Here is a 17,606-nt window from a genome sequence, read left to right on the forward strand (position 1 = left end):
CCTCGGCTTGTTTATGCTGCTGATGCTGAGCAAGCAGCAAAGAACACTATCATGTGCCGCTTGGGCAATACCTGGGCCGCTAGGCGAAGCTCTCGCCACGGGCGGCATCGGTGTCGATCAGCTGAACCTCGCTACGCCGCACGCTCAAGCACATGCGCAGATCCTCGCTGCCATCGCGCCGAAAGCGAGCCAGGTAGATCGCGGCACGAACAATAAATGGCGTGCGCTCGACATGATTCCGGCTTAGCTCGACTATCAGATGCCGATTCGCCCCAACCTCAAGGCGGACCTCCTGCACAAGGTCGCCAGCCGCCCTGTTCTGCTGCCGAAAGTCGGCATCTCGATACGGTACCAGATATCGCCCCAGCACAACATCCTCCTTCTAGGCCACGTACAACGCCCTGGCAGTACGTAGCAAAGATAGGTACAACAACGTTCATTTGGCTAAGTAAACCCTAACATCCAGTCAATACCGCGCTATTACCACGCTATGTCGAAACCGAGCGCTCGCGCATGTAGCCGCCCGGCAGCTCAGCCGAGCGCGCCAGCAGCCGACGCAGGTCGCGGATGATGATCCGGCCTCGGCCAGAGCCAACGATCTGCATATCGCGCCACGAGCGGAACATGCGGCTGACGGTGAACTGAGTGACGCCGACGATATCGGCAAGATCCTTCTGCGAGACCGGCACGCTGATCTGCACGCCCTCGTCGGTGACGACGCCGTAGCGCTGGGCGATGCGCGCCAGCACATGGGCCACGCGCTGCTCAACCCGCTCGGTCACCAGCTCGTGGTACTGCTGCTGCAGATCCTCAAGGTTGCGCGCCATCATGCCCAGCGCATTCTCGCACACCTGCGGGTACCGGCCGATCAGTGGCGTCAGATCGGCCTTTTCCCACACCAGCAGGGTGCAGGGCAGCGTGGCCTGGGCGGTAAACGAGTAGCGGCTGCCCGCCACCAGCGTGCTCAGGCCCACTACCTCGGATGGCCCAGCGATGCGGATGACCATCGGGCGCGCGTCGGGGCCTGCCTTGACCATGCGCACCCAGCCGCTGGCCAGCACATACAGCGTCGAGGAAAGCTCACCCTCGCTGAACAGCACGCTCTCGCGGGCGACGCGGATCTGGCGGGCGCTACGAGCAAACATTTGGATGGCCCTATCATCAAGGCCGCAGAACAGCGGGACTTTGCCAAGATGCAGCATGGGGAAACTCCTTCACCTGAAAAGCTCGCGCCGCACGCCAAGCAGCTGCACCCATGGGGGTAAACAGCCAGCACTGGCGCGACAGCACAAGCATCTGCTCCTTTGTCAAAACCTTACGGGCTGGCAAATCTGAGCAGGGATCAGCGGGGAGGAGGGGTGGGCGGCACGGTGATGAAGAACGAGGGCTTTGGCGCGGCCAGGGCGCGCTGGCCACGCCGCGCGGCGGGCAGCGGGCTGAGGGCGAGGCCACCATGCACGATGCCCTCGCTCGGGGCCTGCTGCCACGCGCCAGCGCTGTGGGCCAGCTGGGTGCTGGCAGGCGGCTCGGGGTGCGAGGCCGCCACATGCTGCAGCGCCAGCGAGCAGTAGAAGAGCTGCGATCCGCTAGCTGCGGCAGAGATAGCGCGGGCAGGCTGGCAGTGAAGCACACAGGCCAGCGGGGCAAAGAAGCCGACTAGCACGGCCAGCACCAGCATAGCAAAACCCCGCCCGCCTGGGGTGGCCCGAAGGTGAGGTTGGATGCCTGCCACATATGCCATTGGAGCGCTTCCTGCCTAGATCCTGGGTGATATGCTAGAGTATAGCATCTCTGCCGCGCCACCGCGTGTTTGTTGCGAAATGCTATCCATTCCCCAGGCTGTGGCTGCGCTGGCCCTAGCGCGGCGGGCCAAAGACGCCGGCGTGGCGCGCATCCCACTCCTCGCGCAGGATGCCGTAGCCCATAGCGTCGTAGTATGCGCCCTCGACGATCCGCGCCTTGCGGAAGCGCCCCTCCTCGCGGAAGCCGAGCTTGGTGGCCAGCCTCATCATGCCGTGGTTGCCCGACCACGTCTGGATGTCGAGCCGCACGATCTGGGGCAGCGCGCCGAACACATAGGCACACCAGTGGCCAAGCGCGGTGTAGCCCAGGCCCCGCCCCCAGTGCGCAGGGTCGAACAGGACGATGCCAACGGCAGGCCAGTCGGTCTCCTCGCTGATCCAGTACCACGAGACAAGGCCGATCAGGGTGTCGGTGGCGTCGTAGGCGATGGGCATGCGGGTGCGGGGCGTAGGCCACTGGCCCTCATCGATCTGCTCGCGCAGGGCGTCGACCTTGGCGTCGATCTGGGCGTGGCTGGTGGATGTGCGGTAATAGGGGCCATCCAGCGACTGCCAGCGCTGGCCGGGCTGCAGCCAGCGCCGGTAGGGGGCCAGATCGTGCAGCTGCCAGTCGCGGATGGTGAGCGGGGGGCAGGAGATCGGGAGCATACAGCCTTCCTCACACATCAAGAGCGTTCTCGCACTATGCGAAAAGGCATCAGGGGAGAGCTACACTCTCCCCTGATGCCTATAGCGCTTTTAAGCTGGTGCCGGAGGCGGGTCTCGAACCCGCACGAGGTTGCCCTCAGGGGTTTTTAAGACCCCAGCGTCTGCCATTCCGCCACTCCGGCGCGCGCCCGTATCATACCATAAAATAGCGCTGGTATGGCGGGCGGGTTAGGATCTGGGCGTTACTGCTGGGGCGCGTCGGTGATCGCAAACAGCAGCTCGGCCTCGCACACCAGCTTGCCATCCACCGTGGCCACGCCGGTGCCGCGCCCGATGTTGCGGCGCATCTTGTCGAGCTTGGTCTCCAGCCGCAGCACGTCGCCGGGGCGCACCATCTGCTTGAAGCGCACCTTGTCGATGCCCGCGAAGATCACGAACTTGCCCTTGTACTCATCCATGCTGAGCGCGACCACGCCGCCCGCCTGGGCCATGGCCTCCACGATCAGCACGCCGGGCATGATCGGCACCTCGGGGAAGTGGCCCTGGAAGAACGGCTCGTTGACCGTCACCAGCTTCTCGGCCACGGCGCGCACGCCTGGCTCAAGCTCGATGATCCGGTCGAGCAGCAGAAACGGGTAGCGGTGCGGGATGATCCGCATGATCTCCTGCGCGGTAAGCATGGCGAAAGCTCCTTGTATGCCGGTTGTCTCCGGCCTGCCATTATAGCCGAAGACGCGCGCCCGGACGCGCCCCAGGCCAGCCCGCGCGCCGAAGAATCCCGAGGAGTCTCAACAGGTCATTACGACCGCCCATCCCAGGGCGGGCCGAAGATTCAGGCGGCTGCATGGTACAATAGCGCCTGGCACACAGAAGGAGCAGCGCGTGAGCGGCATCTACCACGACTACGCCCCGTTCTACGATGGCAGCGGCCAGATGCGCTTCGCCATATTGGTGGCGCACTACCTGGGCGACGTGCTGGCCCGCCACCCCGCGCCGGGGCGGCGCGCGCTCGACCTGGCATGCGGCACCGGCACGCTGGCGCTGATGCTGGCCGACGAGGGCTGGGATGTGCTGGGCGTCGATGGCTCGCAGGCCATGCTGGCCCTGGCCCGCGCCAAGGCCGCCGCGCTGGAGACCGCCGGGCGCGCCAGCTTCGCGCTGGGCGACATGCGCAGCTTCGCGCTGGGCCCGCAGGCCGCGCCAGGGCTGCGGCCCAGCAGCTACCACCTGGCCACCTGCACCTACGACAGCCTCAACTACCTGCTGCGCGAGGAGGAGCTGGCGGCGTGCTTCGCCAACGTGGCCCACGCGCTGGCCCCAGGCGGCCTGTTCTTCGCCGATATGAACACCCGGCACTTCCTAGAGCACGACTGGGACCCCGTGATCGTGGATGAGAGCGAGGGCTTCGTGCAGATCTCGCAGAGCGACTTCGACCCGGCCAGCGCCTGCTCCACCATGGTGGTCACAGGCTTCGCTGGCGACGACGTGCGCGGCTATCAGCGCTTCGAGGAGACCCACGTGGAGCGCGCCTACCCGCCAGAGACGGTGGCGCGGCTGCTGGAGCAGGCCGGGCTGGCGGTGGAGGCCGCCTACGATTGCTTCACCCACCAGCCGCCCTACGAGGCCTCGCAGCGGATCGCCTGGATCGCACGCAAGCCCTAGCAGCCGCCCATCTGTACAGAGGAGACCCCGTTGAAAAAAGCCATCATCATCACAACCGGCGGGACGATCGCCATGAAGCGCAGCCCCATGGTCGGCGGCGCGGTGCCAACCCTCAAAGGCGATGATTTCCTGGCCCAGCTGCCGCGCTCGGGCATCGACCTGGCCTTCGAGGAGTTCTCCAACCTGCCGAGCAGCCACATCACGCCCACCCAGGCGCTAGACCTGAGCCGCAGGGTCGAGGCGGCGCTGCGCGCGCCCGATGTGGATGGCGTGGTGGTGACGCACGGCACCGACACGCTGGAGGAGACCGCCTACCTGCTCGACCTGACGATCAACTCGCCCAAGCCGGTGGTGGTGACTGGCTCGATGCGCACCGCCACCTCGCTGGGCTACGATGGGCTGGCCAACCTGGCCGCCGCCATCCGCGTGGCCGTGGCCCCCGACGCGCGCGATCTGGGCACGCTGGTGGTGTTCGACGACGCGATCTACGCCGCATCCGAGGCCCAGAAAACCCACAGCCAGGTGACACACGCCTTCGAGGCGCCGGGCAGCGGCCCGCTGGGCCGGGTGGACAGCGAGCGGGTCTGGATCACCCACCGGCCAGCCCGCCACCAGTACATCCCCTGCGCGCGGCTGGATGAGATGGTGGACATGATCACGATCACCCAGGGCGGCGACGAGCGCCAGCTGCGCCACTCGATCGAGGATGGGGTGGCGGGGATCGTGATCGAGGCGTTCGGCAGCGGGCGCGTGCCGCCGTGGTGGCTGCCCACCATCACCGAGGCCATCCAGCAGCGCACGGCTATCTGCGTGACGAGCCGCTGCGGCGCTGGCACGCTGGGCGACGAGTATGGCTATGTCGGCTCGTACCACGACCTGAAGCGGGCGGGGGTGCTGTTCGGGCACAACCTGAACGGCCCGAAGGCGCGGATCAAGCTGATGGTGGCGCTGGGCGCGGCCCGCTACCCCGAGGAGCTGCGCACCTGGTTCGCGTAGCGCCCGCGCAGCGCTTGCTCTACGGCTGGGCCGCGTGCGGCCCAGCCTTTTTTGTGGGCCAGCCGCTGCGGGGGATACGGGCTGCGCCAGGTCTTTTTTGTGATAAATCTGGGGTTCACCGGCCCGGCAGGGGGGCACCGGGTAAAAGAGCTTTTTCGGCGCTCATGTTCTAGATGCACCGATACGGATACATCGATCACTTTAGCTATGTTGTTGATCTGAAGTGCTTGCTCCCATGGGCAATGGCGGTTCTGCTTGGTTGCTGGGTGGATGCCCTGCGCGGGCAGCGCCTAGGGGCCAGCCCCTAGGAACCCCGCCAGGGGGCGTTGCCCCCTTGGAACCCCCAATTTGAGGCGTTCCTACGCCGCTTGCTGGTAGCTGGTGTTCGTGCATATGGCCAGTTGGCGCGAGCAGCACCTTCGCCGCATGGGCTAGGTGGGATGGCGGTTAACCCTGATCTCGATTGCCCCTCGCGTCTTCGTGTCTGCGTGGTGAATATTCTTCTGCGCAGCGGCCATGTTTTGCGAAGGGCCTGAAGCGGATATAATGCACACATGGCTTTTTTGCACCTGGAATAGTAGACACCATGCTTCTTACGGTTGATATTGGCAACACAAACATCAAGCTGGGCCTCTACAAGGGCGAGGAGATGGTGGCGCACTGGCGCGTGGCCACCGAGCGCCACCGCCTGGCCGACGAGTACGCCGGGCTGATCCGCAACCTGTTCATCATGGGCGGCATCCGCATGGATGCCATCCACGGCTGCGCGATCTCGTGCGTGGTGCCGCCGCTCACCGGCCAGTTCCGCGAGATGTGCCGCAGCTACCTGGGCTTCGAGCCACTGGTGGCCAGCGCACATGTGAAGACCGGGCTGACCTACCAGATCGACACCCCGCACGAGCTGGGGGCCGACCGCATCTCGAACTCGCTGGCGGCCTACCACAAGTATGGCGGCCCGGTGATCGCGGTGGCGTTCGGCACGGCCACCGCCTTCGACATCGTGCTGGATGGCGGCACCTATATCGGCGGGGCGATCGCCCCGGGCATCGGCATCTCCGCCGACGCGCTGTTCCGGCTGGCCGCCAAGCTCTACTCGGTGGAGCTGGTGCGCCCGCCGAAGGTGATCGGCAAGAACACCGTGCACTACATGCAATCGGGCCTGATCCTGGGCTACACCGGCCTGGTGGAGGGGCTGGTGCGGCGCATGAGCGACGAGCTGGGGTTCCGGCCCAAGGTGGTGGCCACCGGCGGGCTGGCCGATGTGATCGCGGGCGAGACCGACGCGATCGACGTGGTAGAGCCGCTGCTGACGCTTGAGGGGCTGCGGATCATGCACGGGCTGAACTATAGCGAATGACACTCAGGCGGCCTGCCGCACAAGATAGGAAACTGCGATGTCCGTGCTTCCTTCCCCCGACGAGAAATCGGCCTATGTCGAGCAGATGTTCAGCCGGATCGCCGACGGCTACGACACCATGAATCGGATCATGACGTTCGGGCTGGACCAGAGCTGGCGAAACTACGCCGCCGACAGCATCGGGCTGGCCTCCAACGGTCGCGTGCTGGATCTGGGCTGCGGCACCGGCGACTTTTTGCCCATCCTGGCGCAGCGGGCCTACGACGGCATGGTGGTGGGGGCCGACTACACCCTGCCCATGATGCAGGAGGGCCTGGGCAAGCTAGCCAAGCTGGGCGGGCGCGGCAGCTTCATCCAGGGCGACGCGCTGCGCCTGCCCTTCGCCGATGGCGCGTTCGACGCGATCACCACCGGCTTCATGATGCGCAACGTGACCGACATCGGCGCGGCCTTCCGCGAGATGGCGCGCGTGACGCGGCCAGGGGGTCGGGTGGCCTGCCTGGAGGTAGCGCGGCCCAAGAACCCGCTGGTGCGGCTGGGGCACGGCGTGTACTTCTACCACATGGTGCCGCTGATCGCCCGCGCGCTGGGGGCCGACCCCACGGCCTACCGCTACCTGCCGCAGTCGGCCCAGGCCTTCCCCCAGCCCGAGCGGCTGGCCGAGATCATGGCGGATGCGGGCTGGGGCGAGGTGCGCTACACCCTGCTGGGCTTCGGCGCGGTGGCCGTGCATATTGGCGTGAAGAAGTAGAGTGAGGAGGCGACGCTATGCCTCGATATGAGGATGACGAGCGCGACGAGCGCGACGAGCGCAGCCGCCGCGAGGGCCTGGCCCCACGGCAGCGCGACAGCCTGATCGAGCGGCGGCTGCGCGCGCGGCGCGGCGAGGACTACGACGACGAGGATGACGACTTCGCGCCGATGCCGCGCTACCGCTCGGCCCCGGCGGGCTACCCCGCGCCCACCAGCAGGATGGGCAACATCCTCTATATCCTGCTGGGCGTCGCCGCCCTGATAGCGCTGGTCGCCATCGTCGCGCCGCGCATGGTGGGCAGCCTGGTGCCCACGGTCAGCCTGCCCAGCGTGCCCAACGTGCCCGCCGCCATCCAGCAGGTGGTGGCCACGCCCACCGCCACCGTGATCGACCGCGGCGGCACCATCCTGCAGATCCGCAGCCTGAACAGGCTGGAGACCAACCAGTTCAGCGCCGAGCGCGTGATCGAGGCCAAGATCGAGCGCGGCAACCCGCTGGACATGGTGCTGGGCGACAAGCTGCTGCTGATCGCCAGCGGCACGGTGATCTCGGGCGTAGACATGGGCAAGCTGGCCGACCAAGATGTGACGATCTCGCCCGACGGCAAGACCATCACGATCAGCCTGCCGCCGTCCGAGATCTTCATCCAGACACTCGACAACGAGCGCACGCGGGTCTACGACCGCACCACCGGCATCTTCGCCAACCAGGACAAAGACCTGGAGAGCAAGGCCCGGCTGGAGGCCGACGCCCAGATCCTGCAGGCCGCCTGCGAGGCCAACGTGCTGCAGAAGGCCGCCGACGAGGCCAAGACGGCACTGACCATGACTATGCGGCTGGCCGGTTTCCAGGAGGTGGTCGTCAACGCCAGCGCGGGCCAGTGCGTGGCCCCCGCCGTCGTGCCCACCGCCCAGGCCGCCCAGCCATAGAAAAAATAACCGCCGCCAGCTGCGGCAACAAAGGAATGTTGAATGATTGCTATCTCCCACGACCCCGACTCCGGAACGCTCTACTGGTACTTCACCGACATCATCGCGGGCAGCACCGATGGCGAGGGCGAGTGCGACGCCACGCTGCTGCTGGATGAGGACGGCCAGATCATCGGCCTAGAGCTTGAGCTGGACGGCAGCGTCAGCAAGAGCGACCTAACCTTCGCGCTGGGCCACCCCGGCGTGCGCTACGACCCGGCCACCTACACGCTCAGCATCCAGCTGCTGGAGGCCGCCGACATCGACGCCCAGCCGATCTCCGAGTCGGCCATCCTCGACTTCGATCTCGTGGGCATGATCCAGGGCGCGGAGATCCAGCCCGCCAAGACCTTTGGGCTGGACACCCGGCTGGAGCGGCTCGCGCCATTCATGGTCAATCTGGATGAGGCCGAGGATGAGGGCGAGGGCGAAGCGCCGATCGCGCCGCCCGCCATCCCCCCAGCCGCCGAGCAGGCCGCACCCGCCGCTGAGCCAGAGAAGAGCATCCGCTCGGGCTTCGTGGCGCTGGTGGGCAAGCCCAACGTGGGCAAGTCCACGCTGCTCAACGCCATACTGGGCGAGAAGGTGGCGATCACCTCGCCCAAGCCGCAGACCACGCGCATCCCCATGCGCGGCATCTACACGCGGCCCGACGCCCAGGTGATCTTTGTGGACACCCCCGGCATCCACGACCCACGCACCAAGCTGGGCAGCTTCATGGTCGACCAGGCCCGCCGCGCCATCCCCGACGCCGACATCATCTGCTTTGTGGTCGACATCTCCGAGCCGCCCAGCAGGCTCGACCGCAAGATCGCCGAGCTGATGCGCCGCACCCGCACGCCCAAGCTGCTGGTGCTCAACAAGGTGGATCTGCCCACCCCCAAGGGCCAGCAGAACCTTGAGGCCTACCGCGCCCTGGGCACGTGGGACATGGAGCTGGCCGTCTCGGCCACCAAGCAGAAGGGCCTAGACACCCTGCTGGATGAGCTGGTCAAGCGCCTGCCCGAGGGCGCGCAGCTCTTCCCCGACGGCCAGCGCACCGACCAGGGCAGTCGCGAGCGCGCATCCGAGCTGGTGCGCGAGCAGGTGCTGCGGCTCACCGAGCAGGAGGTGCCCCACAGCGTGGCCGTAGAGGTGGAAGAGTGGGAGGAGCGCGGTGCGGCAATTTATATGCGCATGACCGTTTATGTAGAAAAGGAATCGCAGAAGGCCATCTTGATCGGCGCGAAGGGTGCCATGCTCAAGCAGATCGGCAGCCGCGCCCGCACCGGCATCGAGCGCATGCTAGGGCGAGCGGCCTACCTCGACCTGTGGGTAAAGACCCGCACCAACTGGCGCGACGACCCCTCGTCGCTGCGCTGGCTGGGCTACACCGACAAATCGTAACTACGACAGCGCATGTGCATGCGGCGGCGGTGAACAATGTTTCACCGTAATTCACTATCGTAACTCTGGTTTTGTTTGTGCGGCGTGGTACAATACCAAGCATACGATATATGCCCCTAGGGTTGGTACCCGATGAAGCTGGGACCGGACGCCTATGGATGTTGAGTAGTGGCTCTGTTATACTTCGCCTGTATTTTTTGTACAGGTTCAGCGGCACCGCTCACGGATTGCTAAAAGGAGTCGTACCATGGTGACATTGATGCTGGTCGTGGCCCTCGCGGTGTTCGCAGCCCTGATCCTGCGCGCCAACGATAGCACCACCAAGCGCGAGCAAGTGCGCGTTCCGATCTACATCGAAAACATCTACGCCCGCCGCCGCCGCCGCGAGTAGTGCGCGTTTCTATAGAAACACGAAGGCCGTCCCCCGATCGCTCGGGGGACGGCCTTCGTGTTCCGCATCCGGTCGGTAGCGCCTAGGCGAAGCCCGCGCCGCTTGTCTTCGAGATGCGCTTGTCCAGCGTGCCCGAGAAGGCCAGCAGGCTGGTGGCATCCAGCTGCTCCAGCGCATCCAGCTCATCCTCGGTCAGATCGTAGTCTTTGCATGCCTCGTGGGCGTTGTCGATCAGGGCCTGACGAAATGCGGCGTCGGTCACCGCGCGCCCGATGACGCGCTCCACCTCATTCTGCGACATGTTAGCGTGCTCCCTCTATGATCGCTTGCAAACGTAGCCGTTCACCATTGGCTTCCAACAAAATAAACGTGTGCTCAGCATCTTTTAGGAGCAGCAGCGCAGCCTCGATCTGCCCAGATCGGATCAGCACCACGCCGCGCGCCATATGTGTGCGCGCCAGCTCGAACTGATCCTTGGTCTCGGTGAAGATCTGGGCGCTCTCGTCGAGCAGGGCCTGGTGCAATGGGTCGTCGGCGGGCAGCGCGAGCGCCAGCAGCCGGCCAGCGATGCCCTGGTCGTGCTTGCTGTGGATGCGGCGGGCGATCTCCAACGCCTGCCGCGCGTGGGCCTGGGCGTGGTCGCGCTGGCCAAGCGCGCTGTGGGCCTCGGCCAGCCCGCTCAGCGCCTCGGCGCGCAGCCGGTCGGACTGCGACTCGTTGGCGAGGGCGAGCGCGCGGGCGGCGGCGGCGGCGGCCTCGTGGTGGCGGCCCATGGCGCAGAGCGCGAAGGCGTAGTTGGCCAGCGAGCTGCCCTCCTGGTAGCCGCTGCCCAGCAGCCGATGGATCTCGACCGCATCCTCATAGGCCCGCACGGCGGTGGCGTAGTCGCCCTGGTGGTACGAGATCAGCCCCAGCGTGTCGTAGGCCTGCGCGATATTGCGGCGGTCGTTCATCTCGCGCGAGAGATCGAGGGCCTGCTGGCAGCGCAGGCGGGCCTCGTGGTAGCGGCCCAGGCTGATCAGGGCGTAGGCGCTATTCAGGCTGGCGAAGACGCCCATGTAGCGCAGGTTGATGCGCGCCACGATCTCCTCGGTGATGCGGTAGTGGTCTAGCGCCTTCTCGTACTCGCTCTGCAGCTGCCAGAGGTAGCCGAGGTTGTTGTGGGCGGTGGCCAGGCCGGGCAGGTCGTCGATCATCTCGCGGATGCGCAGGCTATGCTCGAAGTGCTGGCGCGAGCGCGGGTAGTCGCCGCGCATACCGTAGACTGCGCCCAGGGTGGACTGGAGCCGGGCCTCGATCTGCTCATCCTCGTGGGTGCGCGGGTCGCGGGTGATGTGGCGCAGGCCCTCCTCGCAGGCGGCGATGGCCTGGTCGTGCTCGCCGCGGCGCTGGTGGATGAGCGCGATGTCGGCGCAAACGATCGGGATAGCCAGCACCGAGAGGCCCTCGGCCCCCGAGCGGGCGATGGCCATGGCCCGCCCCAGGTCGTCGAGCGCCTGGTTGTACTGGCCCTGTTTCTCAAGCACGCTGCCGCGCTTGCCGTAGGCGCGGCGGGCCACCTCGGCGGTGATGTCGGGCGCGGCCAGCACCTGGCTGTGCTGGGCCAGTGCGTCGTCGTAGCGCCCGATGGTGGCCAGCACATCGCCCAGCGCGTCGCGGGCGCGCCAGGTGCGTGGGTCGGCGGCATCGTCGAGCGCCTCAAGCGCCCACTCGTAGTACTGGATGGCCTCATCGCTGGCGTAGATGGCGCTGGCCGCATCACCCGCCATCAACAGGTAGTCGATGGCCTTCTCGCGCCGGTCGCTCAGGCGGTAGTGGTGGGCGATCAGGCCCAGGTAGTCGTCGAGGTCGCCAGCGTAGCGCCGCTCAAGGTACGCGCCGATCCGCCCGTGCAGATCGCGGCGGCGCGAGTAGAGCATGGATTGGTAGGCAACCTCTTGGATCAGGGCGTGGCGAAAGATGTGCACGCGCTCCGGCTCGATCCGCTCCAGCTGGGTGAACTCGTGCTCATCCAGGCGCACCAGCTGCCGCACCAGCGTGCCCTGCTCCACCGGCTGGAGCGCGCGCAGCACGCCGAAGGGGATGCGCTGGCCGATCACCGAGGCGACGCGCAGGATGGTGCGGCTGGTCTCCTCGAGCTGGTCGATGCGGGCCAGCAGCAGCCCGTGGAGGCTGTCGGGCAGATTGTCGAGCGCGGGCTGCAGGTCGGCGGCATCGAGCTGGTCGGCGGCATAGCCTGCCCGCTCAAGGTCGTGCACCTTGGCGAACACGGCGTGGATCAGCTCGTTCAGGAACAGCGGGTTGCCCGCCGCCCGCTCGATGATCTGGTCGATAGTCTCGGCGGGCAGGCTGGATGCGCCGCCCAGCAGCGCGATCAGCTGGCTGCTGTGCTCGGCGGAGAGCTCGCGCAGGCGCAGCAGGGGCGCATCCTCGGGCAGATCTAGCTCGGGGCGGTGGACGCCCACCAGCAGCACGGTGTGGCCCGCCAGCTTGGGGCCGACCTGCTGCCACAGATCGAGCGAGATCGGGTCGGCCCAGTGCAGATCTTCAAACAGGGCCAGGATAGGGCCGTCGTGCGCGGCGTGCACCAGCAGCTGCTCAAGCAGCTCGAAGCGGCGCTGCTGGCGCTGCTTGGGATCCAGGCCGCGGGTGAGGCGGTTCTCGGGGATGTCGAGCCGGGCCAGATCGCCCATAATCGGCAGCCACTCCTCCATCTCGGGGCCAAGCTTGGCCAGCTCGGCCCCCAGCTTGCGGATGCGCTGGGCGTTGCTGTCGCTGGCCACGATGCCGCAAAGCGATTTCAGCCACTCGGCCCAGGCGTTGTAGGGGATGCCGCTGGCGTAGGAGTAGCACGAGGCCGAGATGGTGCGGAAGCCGGCCGCCTGGGCATCGGCCACCAGCGCGGCGGTGAGGCGCGACTTGCCCACGCCCGCCTCGCCCACGATCCGCACCGCGCTGCCCTGGCCCGCCTTCACCGCGGCGATGTGCTCGCGCAGCCAGGCCAGCTCCGGCTCGCGCCCGATCAAAGGGCCATCTGCAGGCAGCAGCTCCTCGGCCACCGACTCGCGCAGCGAGACGATGCGCAGCAGCGGCACCGGGTTGGACTTGCCCTTCAGGCTGACCTCGCCGCGCGGCTCGCAGACCACCCGCGCGTCGACCTCGTCGGCCACCGCCTGGCTGCACCAGACCTCGCCCCACGCGGCGTTGCTCATCACGCGGGCGGCCACATTCACCGCGTCGCCCATCATGGTGTACTCTTTTCGGGCGGCGCTGCCTACATTCCCCGCGAACACCGTGCCCAGATTCAGCCCGATGCGCTGGGCCAGCACCACCGCGCCCTCGCCCATAGCGGCCTGCAGCGAGGCGAGCACCTGGGGCATGCGCTCCTGCATGGCGATGGCGGCCATGGCGGCGCGCTCGGCGTGATCTTCGTAGGCGATCGGCGCGCCGAACATAGCCACCAGCTTCAGGCCCTCGTCGGCCACATCGACCTTGTTGATCACGCCACCGAACAGCTCCACCGCCTCCTGCATGCTGGTGATGTAGGTCTGGATGGCCTGGGCGGCGTGGGCGGGCGGCAGGTACTCGGCCAGATCTTCTAGCCCCACCACCTGCGCAAACAGCGCGGTGACGGGGCGCAGCTCGGCCTCGATCTGGGGCAGCTGCGGGTCGAGCTGGATCTTCTCTAGCAGCGACGCGGCTAGGTAGGGGCTAGTGCGGTTGAGGTCGTCGATCAGCGGGGGGATGGCCAGCTCGGGCGCGGCCACATCGGGCAGCAGCTCGGGCGGGGGCTGGTAGGCCAGGGCCGTTCCGCCCAGCGCATCCAGCCGCAGGAAGCCCGGCGCGGCTGCAGCGCCCTGGGCCAGCGCGCCGATCTGGCCCAGCATGCCTGGGCCAATCACCACCTCGCGCGGGCCAGCCAGGCCCTCGGCGGTGGCCACACGGTTCACGGTGGGGCCGAGCACCGCGCAGTAGCGGGCGTGCTCCAGGCCCACGCTGGCGAAGGCCACCGGCCCGCTCTCCACCCCGATATGCAGGTGCATCGGGAAGGAGCCGACACCCAGGACCACATGCGTATAGTCGCGCAGGGCCTCCTGAAGCGCCAGCGACGCGCCCGCCGCCGCACGGGCGTGGTCGGCCTCGCCAAAAAACACCAGCAGGGCATCGCCGCCGAAGGCGATCAGATCGCCGCCGTAGCGCTCGATCCGCTCGATCATAATGTCGAAAATATGGTTGAGCGCGCCGGTCACGCGCTCGATACCCTCGCGGCCCATGGTCGCCAGGCGCTCGGCCAGGGCGGTGGAGCCGGAGAGATCGGCAAACAGCAGCGACCCGGTGCGCCAGAGCAGCCAGGGGTTCTCGCGCCGCTCGTGCAGCAGCTCGTGGGTGAGGATACGCGGCAGGTAGGTGGTGACGGTGTAGCGCGAGGCCGCAAGGTGCACAAAGGCCTCAAGCGTGTACGCGCCCAGGCCCGAGTCGCGCTGGCCATCAATGGCCTCGACCAGCTCGGATGGGAGGTAGCGGCGCAGGTGCTTGGGGTCAAGCACGCCAGGATCATTCGGCTCCGCCATAGTCCATCCTTTGGCCGATATATGCCGGGGTTGCTAGGGTTTGCATGCCGCTCTTCTCATTATACAAAAAACGGCATGCCCACGCACAGTGGGCATCTGCGCCGGTAGGGTCTATGTGTTCTCGACAGGGCGCCGATTCTTTTACCACGAAGACTCCAAGACACCAAGAAAAGGGAACCAACCACCACCAGGCGCGAAGATTCGGACGATCCTTCGCGTCTTCGTGGTAAAGAAGGTTCGGTGAATCAAGTGTGTATAGGCCCTGCCTGCGTCGGCCAGCTGGCGGGTGCTCTGTTGCTCTGCTCTATATAAACGCAGCAGAGAGCGCTCTTTTCTCCCTAGCGGGCGATCCGCGCGCTGCCATCGGGGAAGTCGACGATCAGCGCGCCCTGCTCGTAGTTGGCCTCGGCGATCTCCCATGTGGGGGCGAAGACGGGCGTGGTGCGCTTGCCGCAGGCCAGGCGGATAGCGGCGCGGGCGTGGTCCTCGGCCACGGGCGGGTTGAGCACGATCATACGCTCGACCTTGCGCTGGGCGCAGGTGTCGAGCGCAAGGCGGAACAGGCTGCCGCCAGCGCCGGTGGCGGCGGCGAAGCGCTGCTCGCGGGCGTAGCTCTCGGCTGCGCCGTAGGCTAGGGCCAGGGCGGCCAGGGCGGCCAGCGCGCCCGCTGCCCAGCGCCCGCGCGGCCAGGGCAGCCGCCCCAGGGCCACGCCAGCGGCGCAGGCCGCCACGATCATGGGCAGGTAGAGGTAGCGCGCGTTGGGCGGCGCGGTGAAGGGCGCGGTGGGGGCCAGGGTGCAGCCCAGCGCGGCCAGGGCCAGCAGCCCGCCAAGGGCGCGGCGGCGGGCTAGCGCGGCCCCGGCCTGCGCCAGCAGCGCCAGCACCAGCGCGCCGCCCAGCCACACCAGCCAGGCGGCGTCGGCCCGCTCGCTGCCGGGCAGCGGCGCGGCCAGCAGCGCGATGGCGCGCAGCGGGTTGAGCGCCACATGCAGCCCTAGGCCGTAGTGCCCGCCACCTACCACATAGTTGCGCTGCTCGATGTGGAGCTGGATGGCCAGGTAGACCACCGTAATCAGCGCGGGCAGGGCGTAGCGCGCCCAGGCGGCGGGGCGGCCAAGCCAGCGGCGCGTGTCGCCCTGGGCTAGCCAGCCGTCGGCCAGCACCAGCAGCGGCAGGGCCGCGATCGCGCTCTCCTTGGACAGCAGCGCCAGCGCCATGCACAGCGCGGCCAGCGCGCGCAGCCCCCACTCGCGCCGCGCCCCCGCCGCGCCCCAGGCACCCACCCAGGCGTGCGCCATCAGCAGCAGCCACAGGCAGGCCAGCAGGTCGCTCTGGGCCGAGATCCAGACCACCGCCTCGAAGGGCGCGGGGTGCACCGCCACCGCGCAGGTGGCCAGCCCGGCGACCCAACCGCGCCCACCGGACAGCCGCCACACCAGCAGGCCCGCCAGCGCGGCGTTGGCCGCGTGCAGCGCCATGCTGGCCGCGTGGAAGCCGCCCCAGCCCAGCCCGAAGCTGTGGCCCTGCACCCAGAAAGCCACCCAGATCAGCGGGCGGTAGAAGTGGCTCTGTTCAATATCAAACGCGCCCCGCAGCATCTTGGGGAAACTGTAGGTGTAGCCGCCGATCAGCCACTGGAAGTCGTCGGCGGCGAAGGGGCGGGCGGGCAGCGCGCGGTAGGTGAGCAGCGTCAGCGCGGCAGCGGCGAGGGCGAGCAGGGCGGTCAGGCGTCGTAGGTTCATGCGGTTGGCTCTGGCGCAGGCAGCGGAGCGTGGCTGTCGGCACCAATTGGCGGTTCCTCTCTTCGGCTGGGCCGGGTTGCCCGCTAGGATACCACGAACTCGCCCATACAGTGGGAGCGGGATAACCACGAAGACGCCAAGGCACAGGGGGAAAGAAGCGGCAGCGCTCGTGCATCTTCTCTTATGTCAAAAAACCTACAATATCCACTGAGGATAGCCCGCATCTAGATATTTAAGCCGCCGTTGCAAACATGGACTCTGCGAGGGGTGCTAGAAAAACCACACGGCGCTGGCGACCAGAGTACTACGCCATGGGCCGCCCGCAGCGGGGCCGCTCTGCTATACTGCCAGTAGGCGCCCGCGTGCGGCGCTACCGACCAAGCGCCAGGAACGCCCATGCTGCTCCACAAGCTCCACATAGAAGATCACAAGCTCGCCGCGCTCGCGCTCAACCCCGACGCCGACGGCGAACCGATCATCCTGCTCCACGGCATCAACCTCTCCCCCAGCTTCTGGCGCACCGACGATCTGTTCACCCGCCACGGCCCGTGCCACGCGCTGACGCTCCCCGGCCACTTCCCGGGGGCCTTCCCGCCCAACATGCCCGAGAGCGCGCTGGATGCGGCCAGCATCGCGCGGCTGCTGGCCGCCACCATCCGCCAGCTGGTGGGCGATCGCCCTGTGACCGTGGCGGGCATCTCCACCGGCGGATTCGCCGCGCTGGCCCTGGCGGCCCACGAGCCGCAGCTGGTGCGCCGCGTGGTCTCGATCTCGGGCTTCGCCGAGGGCGGCTGGACCGGCATGCTGGGCACCTACCAGGCATGGCTGCGCGACACGCCGCCGCACTACCGCCGCTTCCGCATCCTCTGGCAGCTCAGCCACCTGAGCCAGGGCTTCTTCCGCCGCTTCGTGTGGCCCACCCTGGTGGCCGACCGCGCCACCTTCAACCGCTACCCCCAGCTCTCGACGCTGATCAGCCATATCTACGCCGACTGGGTGCACCAGGACATGGACATGGTGGCCATGTACTACCGCCGCATGCCCGACATCAGCATCGCCGACATGCTGCCCAGCATCCGCGCCCAGACCCTGGTGCTGGCGGGCGACAGCGACCCGACCGTGCCGCCCGAGCAGTCGCGCCTGATCGCGCGGCTGGTGCCGGGGGCCGAGCTGGCCATGCTGGAGGGCGCTGGCCACCTACTGTTCGCCGAGCGTCCCCACATGTACGACACTATCATCGAGGGCTGGCTCCAGCGCACCCGCGACAACAGCTAGGCGGGGCGGGTCTGGCGCAAAAAGGCGGCTGGGGAAGCAATCCCCAGCCGCCTT

Annotated in this window: 15 protein-coding genes and 1 tRNA gene; 7 read left to right on the plus strand and 9 right to left on the minus strand. The window is 67.5% G+C overall.

Features of this window, described 5'->3' with window-relative positions:
- Nucleotides 1-79: 79 nt before the first annotated feature.
- The 6 genes from F8S13_10555 to fabZ all read right to left on the minus strand — a co-directional run bounded on the left by F8S13_10555 (nucleotide 80) and on the right by fabZ (nucleotide 3,130).
- Nucleotides 80-370, minus strand: coding sequence for a hypothetical protein (locus F8S13_10555; protein ID KAB8143444.1), 291 nt, complete (start codon nucleotides 368-370; stop codon nucleotides 80-82).
- Nucleotides 371-488: 118 nt separating this feature from the next.
- Nucleotides 489-1,202, minus strand: coding sequence for a Crp/Fnr family transcriptional regulator (locus F8S13_10560; GenBank protein KAB8143445.1), 714 nt, complete (start codon nucleotides 1,200-1,202; stop codon nucleotides 489-491).
- 140 nt (nucleotides 1,203-1,342) lie between these two features.
- Complete coding sequence (locus F8S13_10565) at nucleotides 1,343-1,741, minus strand: hypothetical protein (GenBank protein KAB8143446.1); 399 nt, start codon at nucleotides 1,739-1,741, stop codon at nucleotides 1,343-1,345.
- A 115-nt stretch (nucleotides 1,742-1,856) separates the two neighbouring features.
- Nucleotides 1,857-2,468, minus strand: coding sequence for a GNAT family N-acetyltransferase (locus F8S13_10570; protein KAB8143447.1), 612 nt, complete (start codon nucleotides 2,466-2,468; stop codon nucleotides 1,857-1,859).
- A 78-nt stretch (nucleotides 2,469-2,546) separates the two neighbouring features.
- A tRNA-Leu gene (locus F8S13_10575) sits at nucleotides 2,547-2,632 on the minus strand.
- Between the two features lie 60 nt (nucleotides 2,633-2,692).
- Nucleotides 2,693-3,130, minus strand: coding sequence for a 3-hydroxyacyl-ACP dehydratase FabZ (gene fabZ, locus F8S13_10580; protein KAB8143448.1), 438 nt, complete (start codon nucleotides 3,128-3,130; stop codon nucleotides 2,693-2,695).
- Nucleotides 3,131-3,383: 253 nt separating this feature from the next.
- Here fabZ and F8S13_10585 point away from each other — a divergent pair, with 253 nt between their 5' ends.
- The 6 genes from F8S13_10585 to F8S13_10610 all read left to right on the plus strand — a co-directional run bounded on the left by F8S13_10585 (nucleotide 3,384) and on the right by F8S13_10610 (nucleotide 9,573).
- Complete coding sequence (locus tag F8S13_10585; protein ID KAB8143578.1) at nucleotides 3,384-4,112, plus strand: class I SAM-dependent methyltransferase; 729 nt, start codon at nucleotides 3,384-3,386, stop codon at nucleotides 4,110-4,112.
- A gap of 30 nt (nucleotides 4,113-4,142) precedes the next feature.
- Nucleotides 4,143-5,108, plus strand: a complete 966-nt coding sequence (locus F8S13_10590) for an asparaginase (protein KAB8143449.1) — start codon at nucleotides 4,143-4,145, stop codon at nucleotides 5,106-5,108.
- A gap of 586 nt (nucleotides 5,109-5,694) precedes the next feature.
- The gene (locus F8S13_10595; GenBank protein ID KAB8143450.1) at nucleotides 5,695-6,465 is read left to right on the plus strand and encodes a type III pantothenate kinase; all 771 of its coding nucleotides are present in this window, start codon (nucleotides 5,695-5,697) and stop codon (nucleotides 6,463-6,465) included.
- 37 nt (nucleotides 6,466-6,502) lie between these two features.
- Nucleotides 6,503-7,216, plus strand: a complete 714-nt coding sequence (locus tag F8S13_10600) for a ubiquinone/menaquinone biosynthesis methyltransferase (GenBank protein KAB8143451.1) — start codon at nucleotides 6,503-6,505, stop codon at nucleotides 7,214-7,216.
- Nucleotides 7,217-7,233: 17 nt separating this feature from the next.
- Entirely contained in the window at nucleotides 7,234-8,148 is a 915-nt protein-coding gene (locus F8S13_10605) for a DUF4230 domain-containing protein (GenBank protein ID KAB8143452.1), read from the plus strand.
- Between the two features lie 42 nt (nucleotides 8,149-8,190).
- Nucleotides 8,191-9,573 carry a GTPase Era gene (locus tag F8S13_10610; protein KAB8143453.1) on the plus strand — a complete coding sequence of 461 codons (1,383 nt, stop codon included), beginning with the start codon at nucleotides 8,191-8,193 and terminating at the stop codon, nucleotides 9,571-9,573.
- Nucleotides 9,574-10,046: 473 nt separating this feature from the next.
- Here F8S13_10610 and F8S13_10615 read toward each other — a convergent pair whose 3' ends face one another.
- From F8S13_10615 to F8S13_10625, 3 genes are all read right to left on the minus strand, one after another.
- Complete coding sequence (locus tag F8S13_10615; GenBank protein KAB8143454.1) at nucleotides 10,047-10,265, minus strand: hypothetical protein; 219 nt, start codon at nucleotides 10,263-10,265, stop codon at nucleotides 10,047-10,049.
- A 1-nt stretch (nucleotide 10,266) separates the two neighbouring features.
- Nucleotides 10,267-14,535, minus strand: coding sequence for a tetratricopeptide repeat protein (locus F8S13_10620; protein KAB8143455.1), 4,269 nt, complete (start codon nucleotides 14,533-14,535; stop codon nucleotides 10,267-10,269).
- 338 nt (nucleotides 14,536-14,873) lie between these two features.
- A complete protein-coding gene (locus F8S13_10625; GenBank protein ID KAB8143456.1) occupies nucleotides 14,874-16,277 on the minus strand; it encodes a hypothetical protein in 1,404 nt (467 codons plus the stop codon).
- Nucleotides 16,278-16,673: 396 nt separating this feature from the next.
- On the opposite strand from F8S13_10625, the gene F8S13_10630 reads away from it, so the two are divergent.
- Nucleotides 16,674-17,552, plus strand: a complete 879-nt coding sequence (locus F8S13_10630; GenBank protein KAB8143457.1) for an alpha/beta hydrolase — start codon at nucleotides 16,674-16,676, stop codon at nucleotides 17,550-17,552.
- Nucleotides 17,553-17,606: the final 54 nt, after the last annotated feature.

Source organism: Chloroflexia bacterium SDU3-3 (assembly GCA_009268125.1).
Classification (GTDB): Bacteria; Chloroflexota; Chloroflexia; order Chloroflexales; family Roseiflexaceae; genus SDU3-3.